Annotated in this window: 15 protein-coding genes; 3 read left to right on the top strand and 12 right to left on the bottom strand. The window is 69.9% G+C overall.

The annotated features are described in order from the left end of the window. Window positions 1-5 precede the first annotated feature (5 nt). The 3 genes from N1028_RS00300 to N1028_RS00310 all read right to left on the bottom strand — a co-directional run bounded on the left by N1028_RS00300 (window position 6) and on the right by N1028_RS00310 (window position 5,114). Window positions 6-872, bottom strand: coding sequence for a ComEA family DNA-binding protein (locus N1028_RS00300; RefSeq protein WP_259524751.1), 867 nt, complete (start codon window positions 870-872; stop codon window positions 6-8). Window positions 873-960: 88 nt separating this feature from the next. Then, a complete protein-coding gene (leuS, locus tag N1028_RS00305) occupies window positions 961-3,555 on the bottom strand; it encodes a leucine--tRNA ligase (RefSeq protein WP_259524752.1) in 2,595 nt (864 codons plus the stop codon). Between the two features lie 107 nt (window positions 3,556-3,662). Beyond that, window positions 3,663-5,114 (bottom strand): anthranilate synthase component I family protein, encoded by a 1,452-nt coding sequence (locus tag N1028_RS00310; RefSeq protein WP_259524753.1) that lies wholly within the window; start codon window positions 5,112-5,114, stop codon window positions 3,663-3,665. Between the two features lie 44 nt (window positions 5,115-5,158). Here N1028_RS00310 and N1028_RS00315 point away from each other — a divergent pair, with 44 nt between their 5' ends. Further along, a complete protein-coding gene (locus N1028_RS00315) occupies window positions 5,159-5,950 on the top strand; it encodes an aminotransferase class IV (RefSeq protein ID WP_259524754.1) in 792 nt (263 codons plus the stop codon). Between the two features lie 133 nt (window positions 5,951-6,083). Here N1028_RS00315 and cydC read toward each other — a convergent pair whose 3' ends face one another. The 4 genes from cydC to N1028_RS00335 are packed head-to-tail and all read right to left on the bottom strand — an operon-like array spanning window position 6,084 to window position 11,882. Beyond that, complete coding sequence (gene cydC, locus N1028_RS00320) at window positions 6,084-7,763, bottom strand: thiol reductant ABC exporter subunit CydC (protein ID WP_259524755.1); 1,680 nt, start codon at window positions 7,761-7,763, stop codon at window positions 6,084-6,086. Then, window positions 7,760-9,448 (bottom strand): thiol reductant ABC exporter subunit CydD, encoded by a 1,689-nt coding sequence (gene cydD / locus N1028_RS00325; protein WP_259524756.1) that lies wholly within the window; start codon window positions 9,446-9,448, stop codon window positions 7,760-7,762. Before cydD ends, cydC begins: the two co-directional genes overlap by 4 nt. 4 nt (window positions 9,449-9,452) lie before the next feature. Then, window positions 9,453-10,460, bottom strand: coding sequence for a cytochrome d ubiquinol oxidase subunit II (cydB, locus tag N1028_RS00330; RefSeq protein ID WP_259524757.1), 1,008 nt, complete (start codon window positions 10,458-10,460; stop codon window positions 9,453-9,455). Window positions 10,461-10,469: 9 nt separating this feature from the next. Then, complete coding sequence (locus N1028_RS00335; RefSeq protein ID WP_259524758.1) at window positions 10,470-11,882, bottom strand: cytochrome ubiquinol oxidase subunit I; 1,413 nt, start codon at window positions 11,880-11,882, stop codon at window positions 10,470-10,472. Between the two features lie 151 nt (window positions 11,883-12,033). Here N1028_RS00335 and N1028_RS00340 point away from each other — a divergent pair, with 151 nt between their 5' ends. After that, window positions 12,034-12,714 (top strand): DedA family protein, encoded by a 681-nt coding sequence (locus tag N1028_RS00340; protein ID WP_259524759.1) that lies wholly within the window; start codon window positions 12,034-12,036, stop codon window positions 12,712-12,714. 12 nt (window positions 12,715-12,726) lie between these two features. Here N1028_RS00340 and N1028_RS00345 read toward each other — a convergent pair whose 3' ends face one another. From N1028_RS00345 to N1028_RS00365, 5 genes are all read right to left on the bottom strand, one after another. Continuing rightward, window positions 12,727-13,662: an ABC transporter substrate-binding protein gene (locus N1028_RS00345; protein ID WP_259524760.1), complete on the bottom strand. Its 936-nt coding sequence runs from the start codon at window positions 13,660-13,662 to the stop codon at window positions 12,727-12,729. 5 nt (window positions 13,663-13,667) lie between these two features. Then, window positions 13,668-14,405, bottom strand: coding sequence for an ABC transporter permease (locus N1028_RS00350; RefSeq protein WP_259524761.1), 738 nt, complete (start codon window positions 14,403-14,405; stop codon window positions 13,668-13,670). Continuing rightward, entirely contained in the window at window positions 14,402-15,100 is a 699-nt protein-coding gene (locus N1028_RS00355; RefSeq protein ID WP_259524762.1) for an ABC transporter permease, read from the bottom strand. The genes N1028_RS00350 and N1028_RS00355 overlap by 4 nt, the downstream gene beginning before the upstream one ends. After that, window positions 15,097-15,909, bottom strand: coding sequence for an ABC transporter ATP-binding protein (locus tag N1028_RS00360; protein ID WP_259524763.1), 813 nt, complete (start codon window positions 15,907-15,909; stop codon window positions 15,097-15,099). The genes N1028_RS00355 and N1028_RS00360 overlap by 4 nt, the downstream gene beginning before the upstream one ends. A 125-nt stretch (window positions 15,910-16,034) precedes the next feature. Beyond that, window positions 16,035-16,685, bottom strand: coding sequence for a TetR/AcrR family transcriptional regulator (locus tag N1028_RS00365; protein WP_259524764.1), 651 nt, complete (start codon window positions 16,683-16,685; stop codon window positions 16,035-16,037). A 72-nt stretch (window positions 16,686-16,757) separates the two neighbouring features. Between N1028_RS00365 and N1028_RS00370 the strand changes: the two genes are divergently transcribed. Next, on the top strand, window positions 16,758-17,792 hold the full coding sequence (locus N1028_RS00370) for an App1 family protein phosphatidate phosphatase (RefSeq protein ID WP_259524765.1): 1,035 nt from the start codon (window positions 16,758-16,760) through the stop codon (window positions 17,790-17,792). The last annotated feature ends 6 nt before the right edge of the window (window positions 17,793-17,798 follow it).

Here is a 17,798-nt window from a genome sequence, read left to right on the forward strand (position 1 = left end):
CGGCGTCAGACGGTGACGAGGGGGCGGAGGGACTCGAAGGTCTTGTCGCCGATGCCGGTGACCTGGAGGAGATCGTCGACGGTGGCGAAGGGGCCGTTCTCGTCGCGCCAGGAGATGATGCGCGCGGCCATCGCCGGGCCGATGCGCGGCAGCGTGTCGAGGTCGAGCGCCGTCGCCGAGTTGAGGTTGATCAGAGCACCGGGTGATCCGCCTGCGACCCCGGACGACACCCCGGGGCCACCGGAAGCACCGGAGGACGGAGACCCACCGGCACCGGCACTACCCGCTGCAGCAGCGGGAGCCTCGCCCACCGCGAGCACGCGCAGCTGCTCGCCGTCGACGAGCGGCCGTGCCAGGTTGAGCGAGGACTGCTCCGCCCCCTCGGCGAATCCACCCGCCAGGGCCACGGCGTCGACCGCGCGGGAGCCCTCGGCGAGCTCATAGACGCCGGGGCGCACAACGGAGCCGAGGACGTGCACGAGGATCGCTGCGCGGGACTCACCCATCGACGCGTCGCCCCCCGATTCCGGTGGCCCGGGCGACGGGGAGGGCGCAACCGTGTGCGACGGCGAGACGACCGAATCACCGCCGGAGCCGCCGTCCCCAGCCGCGCCGAACACCGTCGTGGCCCCCACCGGCGAGAGCGCCGTGACGAGCACCGATGCCACCAGCGCCACGACCACGAGCACGAGGGCTGCCCCGATGGCCACGCGCACGCGCACCGTCGGACCGCGCTCCACCACATCATCGATCGCGCCCCCCCGCTGGGGGCCGGCCGTGGCCGCCTGCTGCGGCTCTACCGCGACGCGGTCGCTGAGGAGGAGAACTCCGTCACCCGTTGCGGCCCCTGGCCGCGCTCCTGAATCCGACATGCCGTCAGAGTAGGAGCGCCCGCCCGGGCCGCCCGGCGCATCCGCTGATCTGTGGAAGGACCGGGGCGGACCGCGCGTGGTGCAGGAGTCAGGAAGCGGGCTTCGTGACGAAGTTCACGAGCCGCGGCGCGCGTGCCACCACGGTCACCACCTCGCGATCCCCGATCGACCGCTTCACCGACGCGAGCTCCCGGGCCGTGGCCTCGAGCGTCGCGCCGTCGATCTTGGGCGACACCTCGATGCGATCCCGCACCTTGCCGTCGACCTGCACCACGGCGGTGACGGTCTCCTCGGTCAACAGCGACGAATCGGCCCCGCGCCATCCGTAGTTCGCGATGGAGGGCTCGTAGCCGAGACGCTCCCACATGTCCTCGGCCGTGTAGGGCGCGAACAGCGACAGTCCGAGCGCCACGGTCTCGACGGCTTCGCGCACGGCGGGATCGCCACCGCCCGGACCGGAGTCGATGGCCTTGCGCGCCGCGTTGACGAGCTCCATGAGCCGCGCCACCACCACGTTGAACTTGAACGCCTCGATGAGCCCGGGAGCCTCGGCGAGGAAACGGTGCGTCACGCGCCGCAGCGCCCGGTCGCCGTCGCGCCAGTTCACCGTGGGAGCCGAGGTCACGTCGCCCACGAGCCGCCAGGCGCGCGCCAGGAACTTCGCCGACCCGGCGGGCGACACGTCGGCCCAGTCGATGTCGTCCTCCGGCGGGCCGGCGAATGCCATCGTGAGGCGCACCGCATCCACACCGTGCTCGTCGAGCTGGTCGGAGAGCTTGACGATGTTGCCCTTCGACTTCGACATCGCCGAACCCTCCATGAGCACCATGCCCTGGTTCAGCAGCGCGCTGAACGGCTCGGTGAAGGAGACGTAGCCGAGGTCGAACAGCACCTTCGTGATGAAGCGCGCGTAGAGCAGGTGCAGGATGGCGTGCGTCACGCCCCCCACATACTGATCCACCGGCGCCCACTTGTCGACCTCGCGCGGGTCGAAGGCCTTCGTGTCGTCCTGCGGCGAGAGGAAGCGGAGGAAGTACCACGAGCTGTCGACGAAGGTGTCCATCGTGTCGGCGTCGCGGAGCGCCGGCGATCCGTCGACCGGGTTGGGCACGTTCACCCAGTCCTCGGCACCGCCGAGCGGCGACGTGCCCTTCGGCGTGAGGTTGAGGCCCTCGGTGGGCGGCAGCAGCACGGGCAGCTGCTCTTCGGGCACCGGATGCTCGGAGCCGTCGGAACCGTGGATGATCGGGATCGGCGTGCCCCAGTAGCGCTGGCGCGAGATCAGCCAGTCGCGGAGACGGTAGTTCTTCGCCGGGCGGCCGGTGCCGGCCTGCTCGAGGATCTCGATGATCTTGCGGATCGCGTTCGACTTCGACAGGCCGTCGAGCGGGCCCGAGTTGATCAGTCGGCCCTCGCCGGCGAGCGCGATGCCCGTGGTGCCGGGGTTGAGGTCTTCGAGCTCGGGCAGGTCGTCGGGGTCGAGCACGGGGATGACGCCCGTGACCGGTGCCAGCGTGTCCACCACGACGCGGACGGGCAGGCCGAAGGCGCGCGCGAAGTCGAGGTCGCGCTGGTCGTGCGCGGGCACGGCCATGACGGCACCGTGGCCGTAGTCGGCCAGCACGTAGTCCGCGGCCCAGATCGGCAGCCGCTCGCCGTTGACCGGATTGATGGCGTAGCGCTCGAGGAAGATGCCCGTCTTCGGCCGGTCGGTGGCCTGGCGCTCGGTCTCGGACGACTTCTGCACGTCGGCGAGGTAGGTCGTGAAGCGTTCGCGCACCTCCTCCGACGAGCCGTTCGCCACGAGCTCCTGGGCGAGGTCGGAGTCGGGGGCGACCACCATGAAGGTCGCGCCGTAGAGGGTGTCCGGGCGCGTGGTGAAGACGGTCACCGGCTCGGAACGGCCCTCGATGGCGAAGTCGACGTCGGCGCCGACGGAGCGGCCGATCCAGTTGCGCTGCATCGCGATGACCTTCGAGGGCCAGGTGCCCTCGAGCTGCTTGAGGTCGTCGAGCAGGCGGTCGGCGTAGTCGGTGATGCGGAAGTACCACTGCGTGAGCTTCTTCTTCACCACGACGGCGCCCGAGCGCTCGGAGGTGCCGTCGGCCAGCACCTGCTCGTTGGCGAGCACGGTCTGGTCCACCGGGTCCCAGTTCACCCAGCTGGCCTTGCGGTAGGCGAGGCCCTTCTCGTACATCTTGAGGAACAGCCACTGGTTCCACTTGTAGTACTCGGGGTCTGAGGTGTGCAGCACGCGGTCCCAGTCGAAGCTGGTGGCGTAGCGCTTCATGCTCGTGCGCTGCTGCTCGATGTTGTCGTAGGTCCACTGGCGGGGGTCGAGGCCGCGCTTGATGGCGGCGTTCTCGGCGGGCAGGCCGAACGAGTCCCAGCCGATCGGGTGCAGCACGTTGAAGCCCTGCTGGCGCCAGTAGCGAGCGATCACGTCGCCGAGCGCGTAGGCCTCGGCGTGGCCCATGTGCAGGTCGCCCGAGGGGTAGGGGAACATGTCGAGCACGTACTTGCGGGGGCGCTTGTCGCCCTCGAGGTCGGTGCGGTAGGGCTTCAGCTCCTCCCACCGCGGCTGCCACTTGCTCTGGATGCTCGCGAAGTCGTAGCGCTCAGCGCCCTCGGAGTCGTCGTGCGACGATGCACCGGCGGGGACGGATGTGTTCTCGGTGACCACAGGACTCTCATTCGTTGCGTGCGCAGCGTCTCACACCGGGCGGCCGGCGGTGGTCGTGGGGTGAGGTGCTCGGATCGGCGCGCGAGGCGCACCAGGTGACAACTGTACTAAAGCTTGGCGTGTTCCCGCGGGGCAGCGGATGCGAGGGGCAGGGTGGGCGCAGACCGGCCAACGGGCTCGGGGCTCGCCGCCCCCAGCACGGCCAGCAGGACGGCGGCCTTCACCCTGGTCTCCTCGACCTCGTCGACCGGTTCGGAGAGCGCCGTGATGCCCCCGCCCGCTCCCACGGTCGCACCGTGGTCGTCGAGCACGATGCTGCGGATGACCATCGCGAGATCGAGGGCGCCGTCGCGCGAGAAGTAGCCGAAGACGCCCGAGTAGATGCCTCTCGGGCCGCCCTCGAGCGCGGCGAGCGTGTGCACCGCGCTGCGCTTCGGCGCGCCCGTCATCGAGCCAGCGGGGAAGCAGGCGGCCACCGCGTCGAGCCCGTTGCGGCCTTCAGCCAGGATGCCCTCGATCGTGCTGACCAGCTGATGCACCTGGGGGTAGGTCTCGACCTCGAGCAGAGTCGGAACCGCCACGCTGCCGAGTGCGCAGACCCTCGAGAGGTCGTTGCGCACGAGGTCGACGATCATCAGGTTCTCGGCGCGCTCCTTCTGGCTCGCGGCGAGCTCGCGCACGAGGAGGGCGTCGTCGACCGGGCCGGCACCTCGCGGGCGGGTGCCCTTGATCGGCTTGCTGCGCACGCGACCGTCGGCCGTGACCGCGAGGAACTGCTCGGGCGAGGAGCTCAGGAGCGACGTGCCGCCCACCGTGAGGTAGCCGCCGTGGTGGCTCGGGCTCGCGGCGCGCAGGGCGAGGTAGGTCTCGAGCGGATCGGGGTGCACGTCGACCGCGAACTCGTTCGTGAGGCACAGCTGGTAGGCGTCGCCTCGGGCGATGGTGGCCTTGCAGGCCTCGATCATGGCGGCGTAGGCAGGGTAGTCGTGGCGGGGACGGGCTTCGAGGGTGGGGGCGGGGCCCGTGGGGGCGGCGGCGGTGCCGCGCGGGAGAGACTCGAGGGTGGTGGCGGTGCGGGCGAGCCAGTCGACGGCGGTCGGCGAGTCGAGGGCGAGCAGGGTGACGGTGCCGGTGTCGTGGTCGAACTCGACGGCCTCGTCGACACGGAGGAGCACCGCAGCATCCCCGCGGAGATCCGTGGGCCGCGGGGCGTCGGGAAGGCCGAGCTCGTAGGCCAGCCAGCCGACCCAGCCGAGTCGGAAGCGGGGCGAGGTGTCGGCATCCGCAGACGGGAGCGACTCGGGATTCACGGTGGTGGCACCTGCGAATGGGAGCGGTTCGGGGTCGGCGGAGCCGGCATCCTGGAGCACCTCGTAGAGCTCGCTCCAATCGCGGCAGCGGTGCACCGCCACGGGGAGGCCGAGGTAGCTGCGACCGGTGGTGGCCCCGGGGCCGCTGTCGAGCCAGAAGGCGCTCTCGGCTCCGCGCGCGAGCGCTCCGAACACGACCGCCGGGTCGGGGGCGACGGCCAGAGGGCGTCGGAGGAGCGTCGGCGGCACTGTACTAGCGTAGATCGTGCAGTCGACGACGGAGGGAGCTGCGCGTGGCCGAGGCCCCCGCGACGTTCGTCTGGCGAGACGGTGCCCTTCTCGAGCGCCCGCTCGAGCCGCATCGGGAGCTCGTCGTGGCCGATTCCTTCTTCGTCTCGCCCGAGGGCCGTGCCCGGGCGCTCGAGACGCATCACGAGAGGTTCCGGGCGGGGATCGCCGAGCTGGCGGGGCCGTCGGTCGAGGCGGTCGACGCGTTCTGGGGAGCGGCGATCGGGCGGTTGCGGGCCTACCGCGGGGCGGCCCTGTTCCCGCGGATGGAACTGGCCGGGTTCGAGGGCGGAGGGCTCGAGCTGAGGTTGCGGGTGCGGATCGCACCACGCCGACGCGAGTCGGCGGTGCTCAGCACCCACGGGGGACCCGATCCACGGAGCGTCCCGCGCATCAAGGGGCCCGACCTGGAGACTCTGATCGCGCTTCGGGCCGCGGCGCAGGAGAACGGTGCCGACGAGGTGGTGCTGTTGAAGGACGGGCTCGTGGTCGACGGCTCGAGCTCGGCCGTGCTGTGGTGGCGGGGAGAGACGCTCGCGGCGCCACCCGGCGACCTGGCGCGCGTGGCGAGTGTGACGGCCAGGAGCATCCGGCTGATCGCCTCGGCCACGGGCACCCGGGTGGTCGAGGAGCGCGCCCGCCCCGCCGATCTCGAGGGCTGCGAGGTGTGGGTGGTGAGCGCCCTGCACGGCATCAGCGTGGTCGACGCGTGGATCGACGGGCCCGTCGTCGTGGTGCGCCCGAGTCGCGCGGCCACCTGGCAGCGCCGCCTCGACGCCCTCGCCCGCCCGCTCTGAGCCCGCTCAGGGCCGCTGGATCGGTGGTGGCGGTGAGGTGTGGAGTTCGCCATGTCTGCGTGTGATCACCGCTCGATGCAGGGCGGATCGCGGGAGGTTTGGCGAAGTCCGCGGATGCGCGTCCCGGGCGGGGTCAGAGGGCGGTGGGAGCTCGGAGTTCGAGGGTGGAGGTGACGAGGGCCGCCGGAACCGGGGTGTGCGAGATGAGGAGGACCGCGCGGGAGTCGGCGGTGGCCGCCACGAGGAGCTCCTCGAGGAGGAGATCGGCACGGTCGGGGTCGACGTTGGCGGTGGGCTCGTCGAGCACCAGCACGGGGAAGTCGGCGAGGAGCGCCCGAGCCACCGCGATGCGCTGGGCCTGACCACCGGAGACGAGGGCGCCGCGCTCCCCCACCCGTGCCGAGAGGCCGCCGCGCTCGCACACCCAGTCGGCGAGTCCGACGCGCTCGAGCACCGCGAGCAGCTCGTCGTCGGTCGCGGTGTCGCGGGCGAAGAGGAGGTTCTGGCGGATGTCGTCGTCGAAGAGGTGGGGACGCTGCTCGCAGAGGCCGATCACGCGCCGCACCTCGGCCTGTGGGAGGGCGCGCACGTCGACGCCGTCGACGAGGAACTCGCCCTCGTGGTCGAGGAACCGCACGAGCACGTGGGCGAGCGTCGTCTTGCCGGCGCCGCTCGGGCCGCGCACGAGCATCCGGTCGCCCGGAGCGAGCTCGAGCGACACGGGCCCGAGCGCCGTCGGCGCCCCCTCCCCCGGCCACCGCGCGGTGACCTCGCGCAGCGACACCCGGGCGCCCGCCGCGGCGGACGTGGTGGAGGAGGTGGGAGAGGTGACAGCAGGGGCATCCACGGGGATGCCGCGGGGCACCTCGTCGGGGACGACCTCGGCGATGCGGGTGGCGCTGGCCGCCACCTGCCGCCAGGCTCCGAGGGCTAGGGGCACCATGGCGAAGACCTCGAAGACCGCGAGCGGTACGAGGGCGACCACGGCGAGCGCGGGGCCCTCGAAACCTCCCGTGCCGAGCTGCGGGATGCCGACCGCCAGGGAGACGACCGTCATGATGCCTGAGATCGAGGCCACGAGCGCTGCGGTGACGCTCGAACCGGCCGCGCGACGCACGAGGGCGCGCGTGAGGATCTCGTCGCGACGGGCGAGCTGCTCGCGGTGGGTGGTGTCGGCCCCGTAGGCCACGAGCACGTCGAGGTTCTCGAGGTGGTCGGCGAGCTCGGCCTGGTAGTCACCGCGGAGCCCGGCGACGGCTCGCTCCTGACGCGCCGACACGGCCGCATTGACGAGGGTGCCGAGCACCGCGGCGAGCACGAGGCCGAGCAGCAGCACGAGACCTGCCGCGGGCAGCAGCAGCCACACCACCACGACCGCTGCGACCGCCGTGAGCCCCGAGACGACGAGGGGCGAGACGACTCGCAACGGCAGGTTCTGCTGCTCGTCGACATCCGCCACGAGACGGCTGAGGAGGTCGCCCCGGCGCCTGTGGCCGAGACCGTCGGGAGAGACGGGCACGAGACGCTCGTACACGCCGACCCGCAGGTCGGGCAGCGTCGCGAACGCGGCGTCGTGGGCGAAGAGCCGCTCGACGTAGCGGAACGCGGCTCGGCCGAGCGCGAACGCACGCACCCCCACCATGGCCATCGAGAGGTAGAGGATGGGCGGCTGCTCGGCCGCCCGCGTGATGAGGTAGGCCGAGGTGGCGAGGAGCCCCACCGCACACAGCGCACTCAGCAGCCCGAACACGATGCCCGGCAGGAAGCGCCGCAGCCGCGGCTGCGCGAGTCGCAGCACCTCCGCGCGCTTCACGAGCGTCCTGCCCGGGCGTGCAGGGCGGATGCTCCGGCGAGCGCCAGCACCGCATCCGCCGCCGCGATCACCGGCCGCCGGTGGCTCACCACCAGCACGACCCGCCCCTCGTCGGCGAGCGCCCGCAGGCACCGGATGAACGCCTGCTCCGTCTCGGCATCCAGCGCCGACGTGGGCTCGTCGAAGACCACGACCCGGCAGTCGAACCGCCGGGCACGATAGACGGCACGCGCGCTCGCGACCCGCTGGGACTGACCGCCCGAGAGCCCCTCGCCGCGCGCGTCGATCGTCGCCGCCAGATCGACGTCGGAGGCCCCGGCGAGATCGAGCGACGCTCGGGCGAGGGAGTCATCGGGTGCGTCGTCGCCGAGCGCCACGTTGCCGAGCACGCTGCCCGAGACGAGCGTCGAGCGCTGCCCGGCCCACGCGATCCAGCCGCGCGGCGCCGGCTGACCGGAGGCGTCGACCCCGTCGACGAGGATGCGGCCGACGGCCGGCACGAAGCCCACGAGCGCGGCCACGAGAGACGACTTGCCGCTGCCGCTCGGGCCCGTCACCGCCGTCACGGCGCCTGCCTCGAACCGGGCGTCGAGTGCAGAGAACACGACGTCGTCGCCGTAGCGGACCCCGAGCCCATCGAGCTCGAGACCGCCGCCGGACGACGAATCGTCCAGAACCTCGGACGGGGATGCCGGCCGCGCTCCCTCCGCCCCGGCACAGGGACGCACCCCAGCACCCGCATCCAGGATCTCGAACACCTCGGTCGACGCCGCCACTCCGTCAGCGGCGGCATGGAACTGCGCTCCCACGTTCCGGATGGGCAGGAACGCCTCGGGCGCGAGCAGCAGCACGAACAGACCGACGCCGAGCCCCAGCCCGCCCTCGATCAATCGGATGCCGATCGACACCGCCACGAGCGCCACCGACAGGCTCGCGGCGAGCTCGAGCGCGAACCCGCTGAGGAACGACACCCGGAGCACCTTCATGGTCTGGCTGCGGTAGTCCTCGGTGACGGCGCGGATGCGGGCCGACTGCCGCTCCTGTCTGCCGTAGATCTTGAGCGTCGAGAGCCCGCCCACGACATCGAGGAAGGCGCTCGACAGCCGGGTGAGCTTCTCCCACTGCTTCTGCTGCACCGAGCGCGTTGCCCACCCGATGAGGATCATGAACACCGGGATGAGCGGCAGCGTGAGCGCGACGGTGAGCCCTGAGATCCAGTCCTGCCACCAGATCACGACGACGATGACGGGGGTGGCGACCGCGGTGAGGATGAGCTGCGGCAGGTACTTGGAGAAGTAGGTGTCGAGCAGGTCGAGCCCCGGGCCCACCGTGACCCCCACCGCCGTGGCACTGCGACGACCCAGCCAGCCCGGCCCGAGATTCGAGATCGCGCAGACCACGCGCTGCCGCAGCTCGCTCTTGACCACGGCGGCGCCGCGCGCCGCGTTGACGTCGGCGATCCAGTTCACGACGAATCGCACCACCACCACGGCTGCGAGACCCACGAGGAGGGGGACGAGCGTGGGGAGCGACGCACCGTCGATCGCCTGCACGATGAGTTGCGTCACGAGGTAGGCGAACGCCACCACGGCCCCTGTCTGCAGCACGGCCAGGAAGCCGCCGGCCACGAAGAACGCCCGAGCGGAGGCGGCGTACTTCAGGAGCCTGGGATCGACGGGACGCACCGTACTAGTGTGCGGCCTCGGCGGGGATCTGCTCGCGCGTCACGCGCTTGCGGAAGATCCAGTAGGTCCAGCCCTGGTAGGCGAGGATGAGCGGAAGGAAGATCAGCGCGACCCAGCTCATGATCTCGAGCGTGTACTGCGACGACGACGCGTTGACGATGGTGAGGCTGTTCGCGGGATCGTTCGAGGCGGGCATGACGCCCGGGAACAGGGCGAGGAACAGGCTCAGCACCGCGAGCCCGATCGTGGCCGCCATGAGTCCGAACGCCAGCCGCTCGCGCCCACGGAGGTTGGCGAGGAACGAGCCGATGAGCACGACCGCCGCACCCGCCGAGAGCAGGATGGACGCCGGCGTGCCGAACGCCACCGAGGTCCAGACGAGGAACGACGCGGCGACCACGATCGTGAGCGCTCCGGCGCGCACCGCGAGCCGGCGCGCACGCCCCCGGATCTCGCCGTCGGTCTTGAGGGCCACGAACACCACCCCGTGGGTGAAGAACAGCAGCAGCGTCGTGAGCCCGCCGAGGAGTGCATACGGGTTCAGCAGTCCGAAGAAGGTCCCGATGTAGTCGTGGTTCGCGTCCAGCGGCACCCCCGCCACGATGTTGGCGAACGCCACGCCCCAGAGGAACGCGGGCACGGCCGAGCCGACCACGATCATCCGGTCGAAACGCGCCTTCCAGACCTTCTCCGGCCGCTGGTGGCGGTACTCGAACGAGACTCCACGGAGGATGAGCGCGAGCAGGATGAGCAGCAGCGGCAGGTAGAAGCCGCTGAACAGCGTCGCGTACCACTCGGGGAACGCGGCGAACAGCGCGGCGCCCGCCACGATCACCCAGGTCTCGTTGAGGTCCCAGACCGGGCCGATCGTGTTGATGAGCACGCGCCGGTCGGTGTCGTCCTTGCCGAGGAAGGGCAGCGACATGCCCACGCCGAAGTCGAAGCCGTCGAGCACGAAGTAGCCGACGAAGAGGAATCCGACGATGAAGAACCAGAGGGTGGGGAGGTCCATGAGCGTCTCCTAGTAAACCGTGGCCGTGTGCTGGAGCTCGCCCGTCTCCGGGTCCTCCTTGGGTGCGTCATCCGGGCCCTTCTGGATGGCCTTCTTGATGAGCTTGAACTCGACCACGGCGAGCGTGCCGTAGATGAGGGTGAAGGCGATCAGCGAGATCAGGACCTCGACACCGGTGACGCCGGGCGACACCGCATCCTGGGTCTTGAGAAGACCGAACACGATCCAGGGCTGCCTTCCCATCTCGGTGAAGATCCAGCCCACGATCATGGCGCCGAGCGAGAGCGGGAACGCCCACACCGCCACCCGCCACATCCAGCGCCAGCGCGGCGAGCGGCCGCGGCGGGTGAGCCAGAGGCCCGCGACCGCTATGAGCACGTGCGACATGCCGAGTCCGATCATCCAGCGGAACGACCAGTAGGTGATCCAGATGGTCGGCGAGTAGTCGCCTGGGCCGTAGAGCTGCACGTACTGCTCCTGCAGGTTGTTGATGCCCTCGACCGTGCCGTCGAAGGTGTGCGTCGAGAGGAACGACAGCAGATACGGGATGCGGATCGAGAACAGCTCGTGCACGCCGTCTGGCGTGCCGAGCGTGAAGACCGAGAACGACGCGTTCGCCCCCGTGGCCGTATGGTAGAGCGCCTCGGCCGCGGCCATCTTCATCGGCTGCGTCTCGACCATCGCGAGGCCGAGCTGGTCTCCGGTCAGCACGGTGAGCGCGCCTGCACCCACCATCATCCAGAGCCCGAACTTCAGCGCCGGGCGCATGGTCTCGAGGTGCTGGTTGCGGTAGAGGTGCCAGGCGGCGGTGGCGATGATGAGGCCGGCCGCGACCATGAAGCACGCGAAGATCGTGTGTGGGAACGCGGCGAGCGCGACCTTGTTGGTGAGCAGCTCCCAGATGTTCGTGAGCTCCGCCCGGCCCTTCTCCTCGTTGATGCGGAAGGCGACCGGATTCTGCATGAACGAGTTCGCGGCGATGATGAAGTACGCCGAGAGGATGCTGCCCACGGTGGCCGCCCAGATGCTCGCGAGGTGCAGCTTCTCGGGCAGCTTGTCCCAGCCGAAGATCCACAGCCCGATGAAGGTGGCCTCGAGGAAGAACGCCAGAAGGCCCTCGAGCGCCAGCGGGGCACCGAAGACGTCGCCCACGAAGCGCGAGTAGTCGCTCCAGTTCATGCCGAACTGGAACTCCTGCACGATGCCCGTGACCACGCCCATCGCGAAGTTGATGAGAAAGATCTTGCCGAAGAAGCGGGTGAGCTGCAGGTACTTCAGCGAGCCGGTGCGCACCCACGCGGTCTGGAAGATCGCGACCGTCGTGACGAGCCCGATCGTGAGAGGCACGAAGAGGAAGTGGTAGATGGTGGTGAGACCGAACTGCCACCGTGACAGCAGCAGAGGATCGAGGAACTCGTTCACGCGGAACTCCTTGTGGGAAACGGGGCCACGCTGCCATCGCCGGGGTGTGCGATGCCTCCATGCTACCTGCTTGTATACAAGCAATCGGACCATTCAGGGAATCTCATACAGGTCGCGCTAGGGTTTGCTGCATGCTCTGTGGAATACACCCATGAACGAGGTGCTGTCCTGGCTGCTGGATACCGTCTCATCGGTGGATCCCCTGGTCAGGACGGTGTTGGCCGGAGTCGCCATCCTGCTCGAGACGAGCGTGCTTGTCGGTCTCATCGTGCCGGGAGACACGGTGGTCATCGTGGCGTCGACAGCGGTGTCGACCCCGCTTGAATACATGTCCCTGGTGGCTGTGGTGATCGTCGGAGCCCTCTCGGGTGAGAGCATCGGCTTCGCTCTCGGCCGCTTCTTCGGGCCGAGGCTCCGGGCCTCGAGGCTCGGCAGGCGCATCGGCGAGAAGAACTGGGTCAAGGCCGAGAACTATCTCGCGCGCCGCGGCGGCATCGCTGTCTTCCTGTCGCGCTTCCTGCCCGTGCTGCACTCGCTCATCCCGCTCACGGTGGGCATGAGCCCCATGCGCTACCGGCGGTTCATGACCTGGACCGTGCCCGCCTGCGTCATCTGGGCCTTCGCCTACGTCTCGGTCGGCACCTTCGCCGCCGGAGGCTACCGGGAGCTCTCGAAGGAGCTGCACTGGGCCGGCTACGTCTTCGTGGGTGTGATCGTGCTCTTCGCAATCCTGGTCTTCGTGGTCAAGAAGGTGCTGCAGCGGCTCGAGCGCCGGCACATGGAAGAGGCCCCGCCCACCGCCGCCGAGGCGGAGGAGGACGGGGCCCGGTAGAGGGATCCGCTCCTAGAAGAGCGCGACCTTCTCCAGCCAGTTCTTCGCGATGGTGTCGGCCGACTCCTGGTCGTTCTGGCTCTGCGAGTTGAGCTCGACCAGGTCTTCGGCGGTGAGCGCCGCGCTGACCTTGTTGATGACGTCCGAGACCTCGGGGGTCGCCGCGTCGGTGTTGATGAGCGGCACGACGTTGGAGGCCAGGAACAGGCCCTCAGGGTCCTCGAGCGTCACGAGCCCGGCCGCTGCGATGTTCGGGTCGGCCGAGTAGATGTTGACGAGCTGCACCTGGTCGTCCTTCAGGGCCTGCAGCGTCAGCGGTCCGCCCGAGTCCTCGATGGGCGTGAAGCCGACGGTCACGCCGTAGGTCGCGAGGAGTCCCTCGGGGCCGTAGGGGCGGGTCTGCAGCTCGGAGTTGCCGCCGAGCGTGAGCGGGGTCGTGACCGAGGCGAGGTCGCTGAGGCTCGTGACGCCGTTCGCCTCGGAGAACTCCTTGGTGACGTTGTAGGAGTCCTGGTCGGTCGCGGGCGCCTGGTCGAGCACCTCGAGGCCCTCGGGGAGGGCTCCTGCGAGCGCCGCGTAGACGTCGTCGCTCGTCTTGGCCGTGGTCTCGGGGTCGTAGTACTGCAGGAGGTTGCCGGTGTACTCCGGGAACAGCTGCACCTCGCCCGACTCGAGCGCCGGCAGGTAGGCGTCGCGCTGGCCGATGTTGAACTGACGCTCCACCTCGATGTCGTTCGCCTCGAGCGCCTGGGCGTAGATCTCGGCGATGATCTCGTTGGAGTAGTAGGCCTGCGAGCCGATGACGATCGCGCCGCCCTCGGCGGCGTCTCCGCCGGATGTCGACGAGGTGTCGAGCGGGTCGCCCGACGCACACCCTGCCAGCGCCACCACAGCGCCGACCGCGACTAGCCCAGTGAGGAGCCGGCCTTTCTTGATTGCTGTGAACATGTGATTCATTTCCCTTCTCGGATGGGAGTCCCCATCACCGCACGCGTTCGGGATGACCGCGAGCGGACTTCTCTCTGTTCCTTCACGACGACGCCGCGTGGAACGACCAACTTCTGCAGCAGGGCGAAGATTCCCTCGAGCACGAGCGCGAGCGCGGTGACGAGGATGGACGCGCCGAGTGCCTGCGGGTAGTCGCGCAGGGCGAACGCCTCGAAGATGAAGGCGCCGAGGGCCCCGCCGGCGACGTAGCCTGCGAGGGTGGCCGTGGCCACCACCTGCAGGACCGAGGAGCGCAGGCCGCCGATCAGGAGCGGCAGCCCGAGCGGCACCTCGACCCGGGTGACGACTTGCCACTCGGTCATTCCGATAGCCCTCGCCGCGTCGATCGTCCTGCGGTCGACCGCCTCGAAGCCCGCGTAGGCGCCGGCCAGGATCGGTGGGATGGCGAGGATGACGAAGGTCACGAGCGGCGCACGGAACCCGATCCCGAGCCCGAGGGCGAGCAGGATGAGCAGACCGAGGCTCGGCAGGGCGCGGAACCCGCCCGAGAGCGACACGGCGATGTCGCGGCCCTTGCCGGTGTGGCCCACGAGGTAGCCCAGTGGCACGGCGATCACGGCGGCGATGGCCACCGCGCCGAAGGTGTAGGCGAGCTGCTCGAGCAGGCGCGCCACCCAGCCGCTCGGGCCGGAGATGTTCTCGGGGTCGAGGATCCAGGCGAACCCCTGCTCGATGAGGTTCACGATCCGGCCCCCGTCAGCACGGCGGTGCGGCTGCGCGCGACGGTCTTGGCTCGCACCGAGCGGTCACGCCGGCTCCAGGGCAGGACGAGCCGGCCGAGCAGCACGAGCAGGAGGTCGAAGACCACGGCGATGAGGAGCACCGAGACGATGCCCGTGAGCACCTCGGCGGGGATGCGGCGCTGCAGCCCGTTGATGAAGAGGTAGCCGAGACTCGTGACCCCGATGACCGAGCCGATCGTGGCGAGGCTCACCGTGCTGGCCGAGACGACGCGGAGGCCGGCGAGCAGCACGGGCCCTGACAGCGGCAGCTCCACCCGCCAGAAGCGCTGCCATCCCGAGTAGCCCATGGCGCTCGCGGCCTGCAGCACGTCCTTGTCGACCGAGCCGAGACCGTCCGACGCCGACCGCACCATGAGGGCGACCGCGTAGATCGTGAGTGCCACCACGACGTTCAGCGACGACAGCTGCGGGGTGCCGAGGATGAGCGGCATGAAGATGAACAACGGGATCGAGGGGATCGTGTAGAGCAGGCCGAGCACCACGAGGATGACGCCGCGGGTGAGTCGGTAACGGTTCGCGATCCAGCCGATCGGGATCGAGATGAGGAAGCCGATGATGATCGGCGGGATGCACAGCGACATGTGCGTGAGCATGAGGTCCCAGACGAGACCGAGGTTCGACTCGAGCCACCTCACGGCTGGAGGACCCCCGTGGGCGTGCCGTTCTCGTCGACCACGACGTCGCGGTCGCCCACACGCTGGATCCGAAGCGCCCGCTTGCCCCTGTCGGCACCCACGAACGACGCCACGAAGTCGTTCGCCGGGTGGGCGAGGATCTCGGCGGGCGTGCCGACCTGCGCGATGTGCCCGCCCTTCTGCAGGATGACGACCTGGTGGCCGAGGAGGAACGCCTCGTCGATGTCGTGGGTCACGAACACGACGGTCTTGCCGAGGCCCTCCTGCAGCCGGATCGTCTCCTGCTGCAGCTCTGCCCGCACGATCGGGTCGACGGCACCGAAGGGCTCGTCCATGAGCAGGATGTTGGGATCGGCGGCGAGCCCACGGGCCACGCCCACGCGCTGCTGCTGGCCGCCGGAGAGCTGACGCGGGTACTTCAGGGCGAGCGAGCGGTCGAGGCCCACCGTGTCGAGGAGCTTCATCGCGTCGTCGCGGGCCTGCTTCTTGGGCACGCCGCCGAGGATCGGCACCGTGGCCACGTTGTCGATGACCTTGCGGTGCGGCATCAGGCCCGAGTTCTGCATGACGTAGCCGATCCGTCGCCGCAGCTTCACGGGCTCGAGCGACCCGGTGTCCTCGCCGTCGATGAGGATGTGTCCGGAGGACGGGTCGATCATCCGGTTGATCATGCGCAGGAGGGTGGTCTTGCCGCAACCGGACGAACCGACGAGCACCGTGGTCTTGCGGGGAGGGATGGCGAGATCGAAGGCGTCGACCGCCACCGTCCCGTCAGGGAACTGCTTGGTCACCGATCGGAACTCGATCATCGCGGGGCCCTATCAGTCGACGGGACGCGGAATGCGGCCCTCGCACAACCCAAACATCTCTTCGAGCAAACGCAAACCCCGACGTCAGAAGACGTCACACAATCGTGAGGATCGGGCGGTCGCCGTCAGGCGGCGACCGGCGCCTCGGCGAGGTAGCCGGCCACGACGGCCCGGCACGCGGCGATCGCCTGCTCGTCTCCCGCGGAATCGATCACGAACGCCCGCACGAGCAGCGCGTCGAGCACGGTGAGCGCGATGTCGAAGCGGCCGGCGAGCGACCCGTCGTCTGCCACGCCGAGCTCGGCGGAGACGATCGTGGCGAGGGAGCCTGCGATGCGGGCCGAGGCCGCGGTGCCGCCGTCGACGGCGGGGAGGGCGATCTGGTCACCCAGCCGGATGGACGTGAAGCCCGGCTCGTCGCGGTGCATCTGCACGCACGCGTCGATGAGAGCGGAGAAGACGTCGTCGACCGTGGCGGGGGGATGCTCCTCGAGCTTCTCGACGCTCTTGCGCAGGAACCGCTCGAAGCCGCGGAGGCTCATGGCCGCGAGGACGGCGATGCGGTCGGGGAAGTAGCGGTAGACGGTGCCGATGGACGCACCGGCCCGCTCGGCGACCATGGCGGTGGTGAGCCGCTCGATGCCGACCTCGGCCACGACGGCCGACGCCGCGTCGAGCAGGGCGTCGATGCGCTCGCTGCTCCTGGCCTGCACGGGTTCGTTGCGCACCTGGCCGGCCGACGTCATCGCACCGCTGATGAGATCGTTGAATGTCACTTCAGACCGTTCCTTCCGCAGTTCCCAGACCCTCAGTGTAGTTGGGCTCTCGCATCGTGACAGACTGGGGGCGTGCCCAAGAAACCAGCCGCGGCATCACGGCTGCACCGTGCCGCCCGTATAGACGACGCGATCCATGACTTCCGGGAGAAGGTGGTCAGGCGCTGGGGGCACCTGCCGACGGTCATCCCCTACGCCGGCTACGGCACGACCGAGCGGATCCGGGTGCTGGGCCGCGTGCTCCTCACGAAGCCGCCCCGGGAGGGCGAGTCCTCGCGTTCCATGCAGCGGCGCGAGGAACGCGTGCGGGGCTGGCGCAGCTTCACGAGCGTGCCCGTGGGCGACATCGAGGTGATCATCGAGATCGAGGGCACCGTGCGCACCGTTCGCGCCGATCGCGGCGGCGTGGTCGACACCTCGGTGGACGTCGAGCTCGTGCCGGGCTGGCACACCATCACGATGCGCACGCACGACTCCGATGCCGTCGAGGCCCCGGTCTTCATCGTGGACCCCGACACCTCCTTCGGCGTCGTGTGCGACATCGACGACACCGTGATGGTGACGGCGCTGCCCCGCCCCTTCCTCGCCTTCTGGAACACCTTCGTGCTCGACGAGCACGCGCGCACGCCGACCCCCGGCATGGCCGTCTTCCTGGAGCGGCTGACGGCCGACCATCCCGGGTCGCCGTTCATCTACCTCTCGACGGGCGCCTGGAACGTCGCGCCCACGCTCACGCGTTTCCTCGGCCGGAACCTCTACCCGCGGGGCCCGCTGCTGCTCACCGACTGGGGCCCGACCAGCGACCGCTTCTTCCGCAGCGGGCGCGAGCACAAGGAGACGAACCTGCGGCGGCTCGCCTCCGAGTTCCCCGACATCCGGTGGGTGCTCATCGGCGACGACGGTCAGCACGACGAGGAGATCTACGGGGAATTCGCTCTCGAGCACCCTGAGAACGTGCGCGCCATCGCCATCCGCCAGCTCTCTCCGAGCGAGGCGGTGCTCGCGGGCGGCCGCTCGAAAGCGGAGCAGGCCGCCGCCGCCCCCGGCACACCCAAGGTCTACGCCCCCGACGGCGCCGGCCTCGCGGAGAAGCTCAGAGCCCTCTAGCGCCGC

Origin of the sequence: Herbiconiux oxytropis, from assembly GCF_024979315.1 — a bacterium.
GTDB lineage: Bacteria > Actinomycetota > Actinomycetes > Actinomycetales > Microbacteriaceae > Herbiconiux > Herbiconiux oxytropis.

Excerpts from the sequence above, each read along its gene's own strand:
- N1028_RS00300 (WP_259524751.1), bottom strand. The coding sequence starts at position 872 with ATGTCGGATTCAGGAGCGCGGCCAGGGGCCGCAACGGGTGACGGAGTT.
- cydB (WP_259524757.1), bottom strand. The coding sequence starts at position 10,460 with ATGGACCTCCCCACCCTCTGGTTCTTCATCGTCGGATTCCTCTTCGTC.
- N1028_RS00340 (WP_259524759.1), top strand. The coding sequence starts at position 12,034 with ATGAACGAGGTGCTGTCCTGGCTGCTGGATACCGTCTCATCGGTGGAT.
- N1028_RS00345 (WP_259524760.1), bottom strand. The coding sequence starts at position 13,662 with ATGTTCACAGCAATCAAGAAAGGCCGGCTCCTCACTGGGCTAGTCGCG.
- N1028_RS00360 (WP_259524763.1), bottom strand. The coding sequence starts at position 15,909 with ATGATCGAGTTCCGATCGGTGACCAAGCAGTTCCCTGACGGGACGGTG.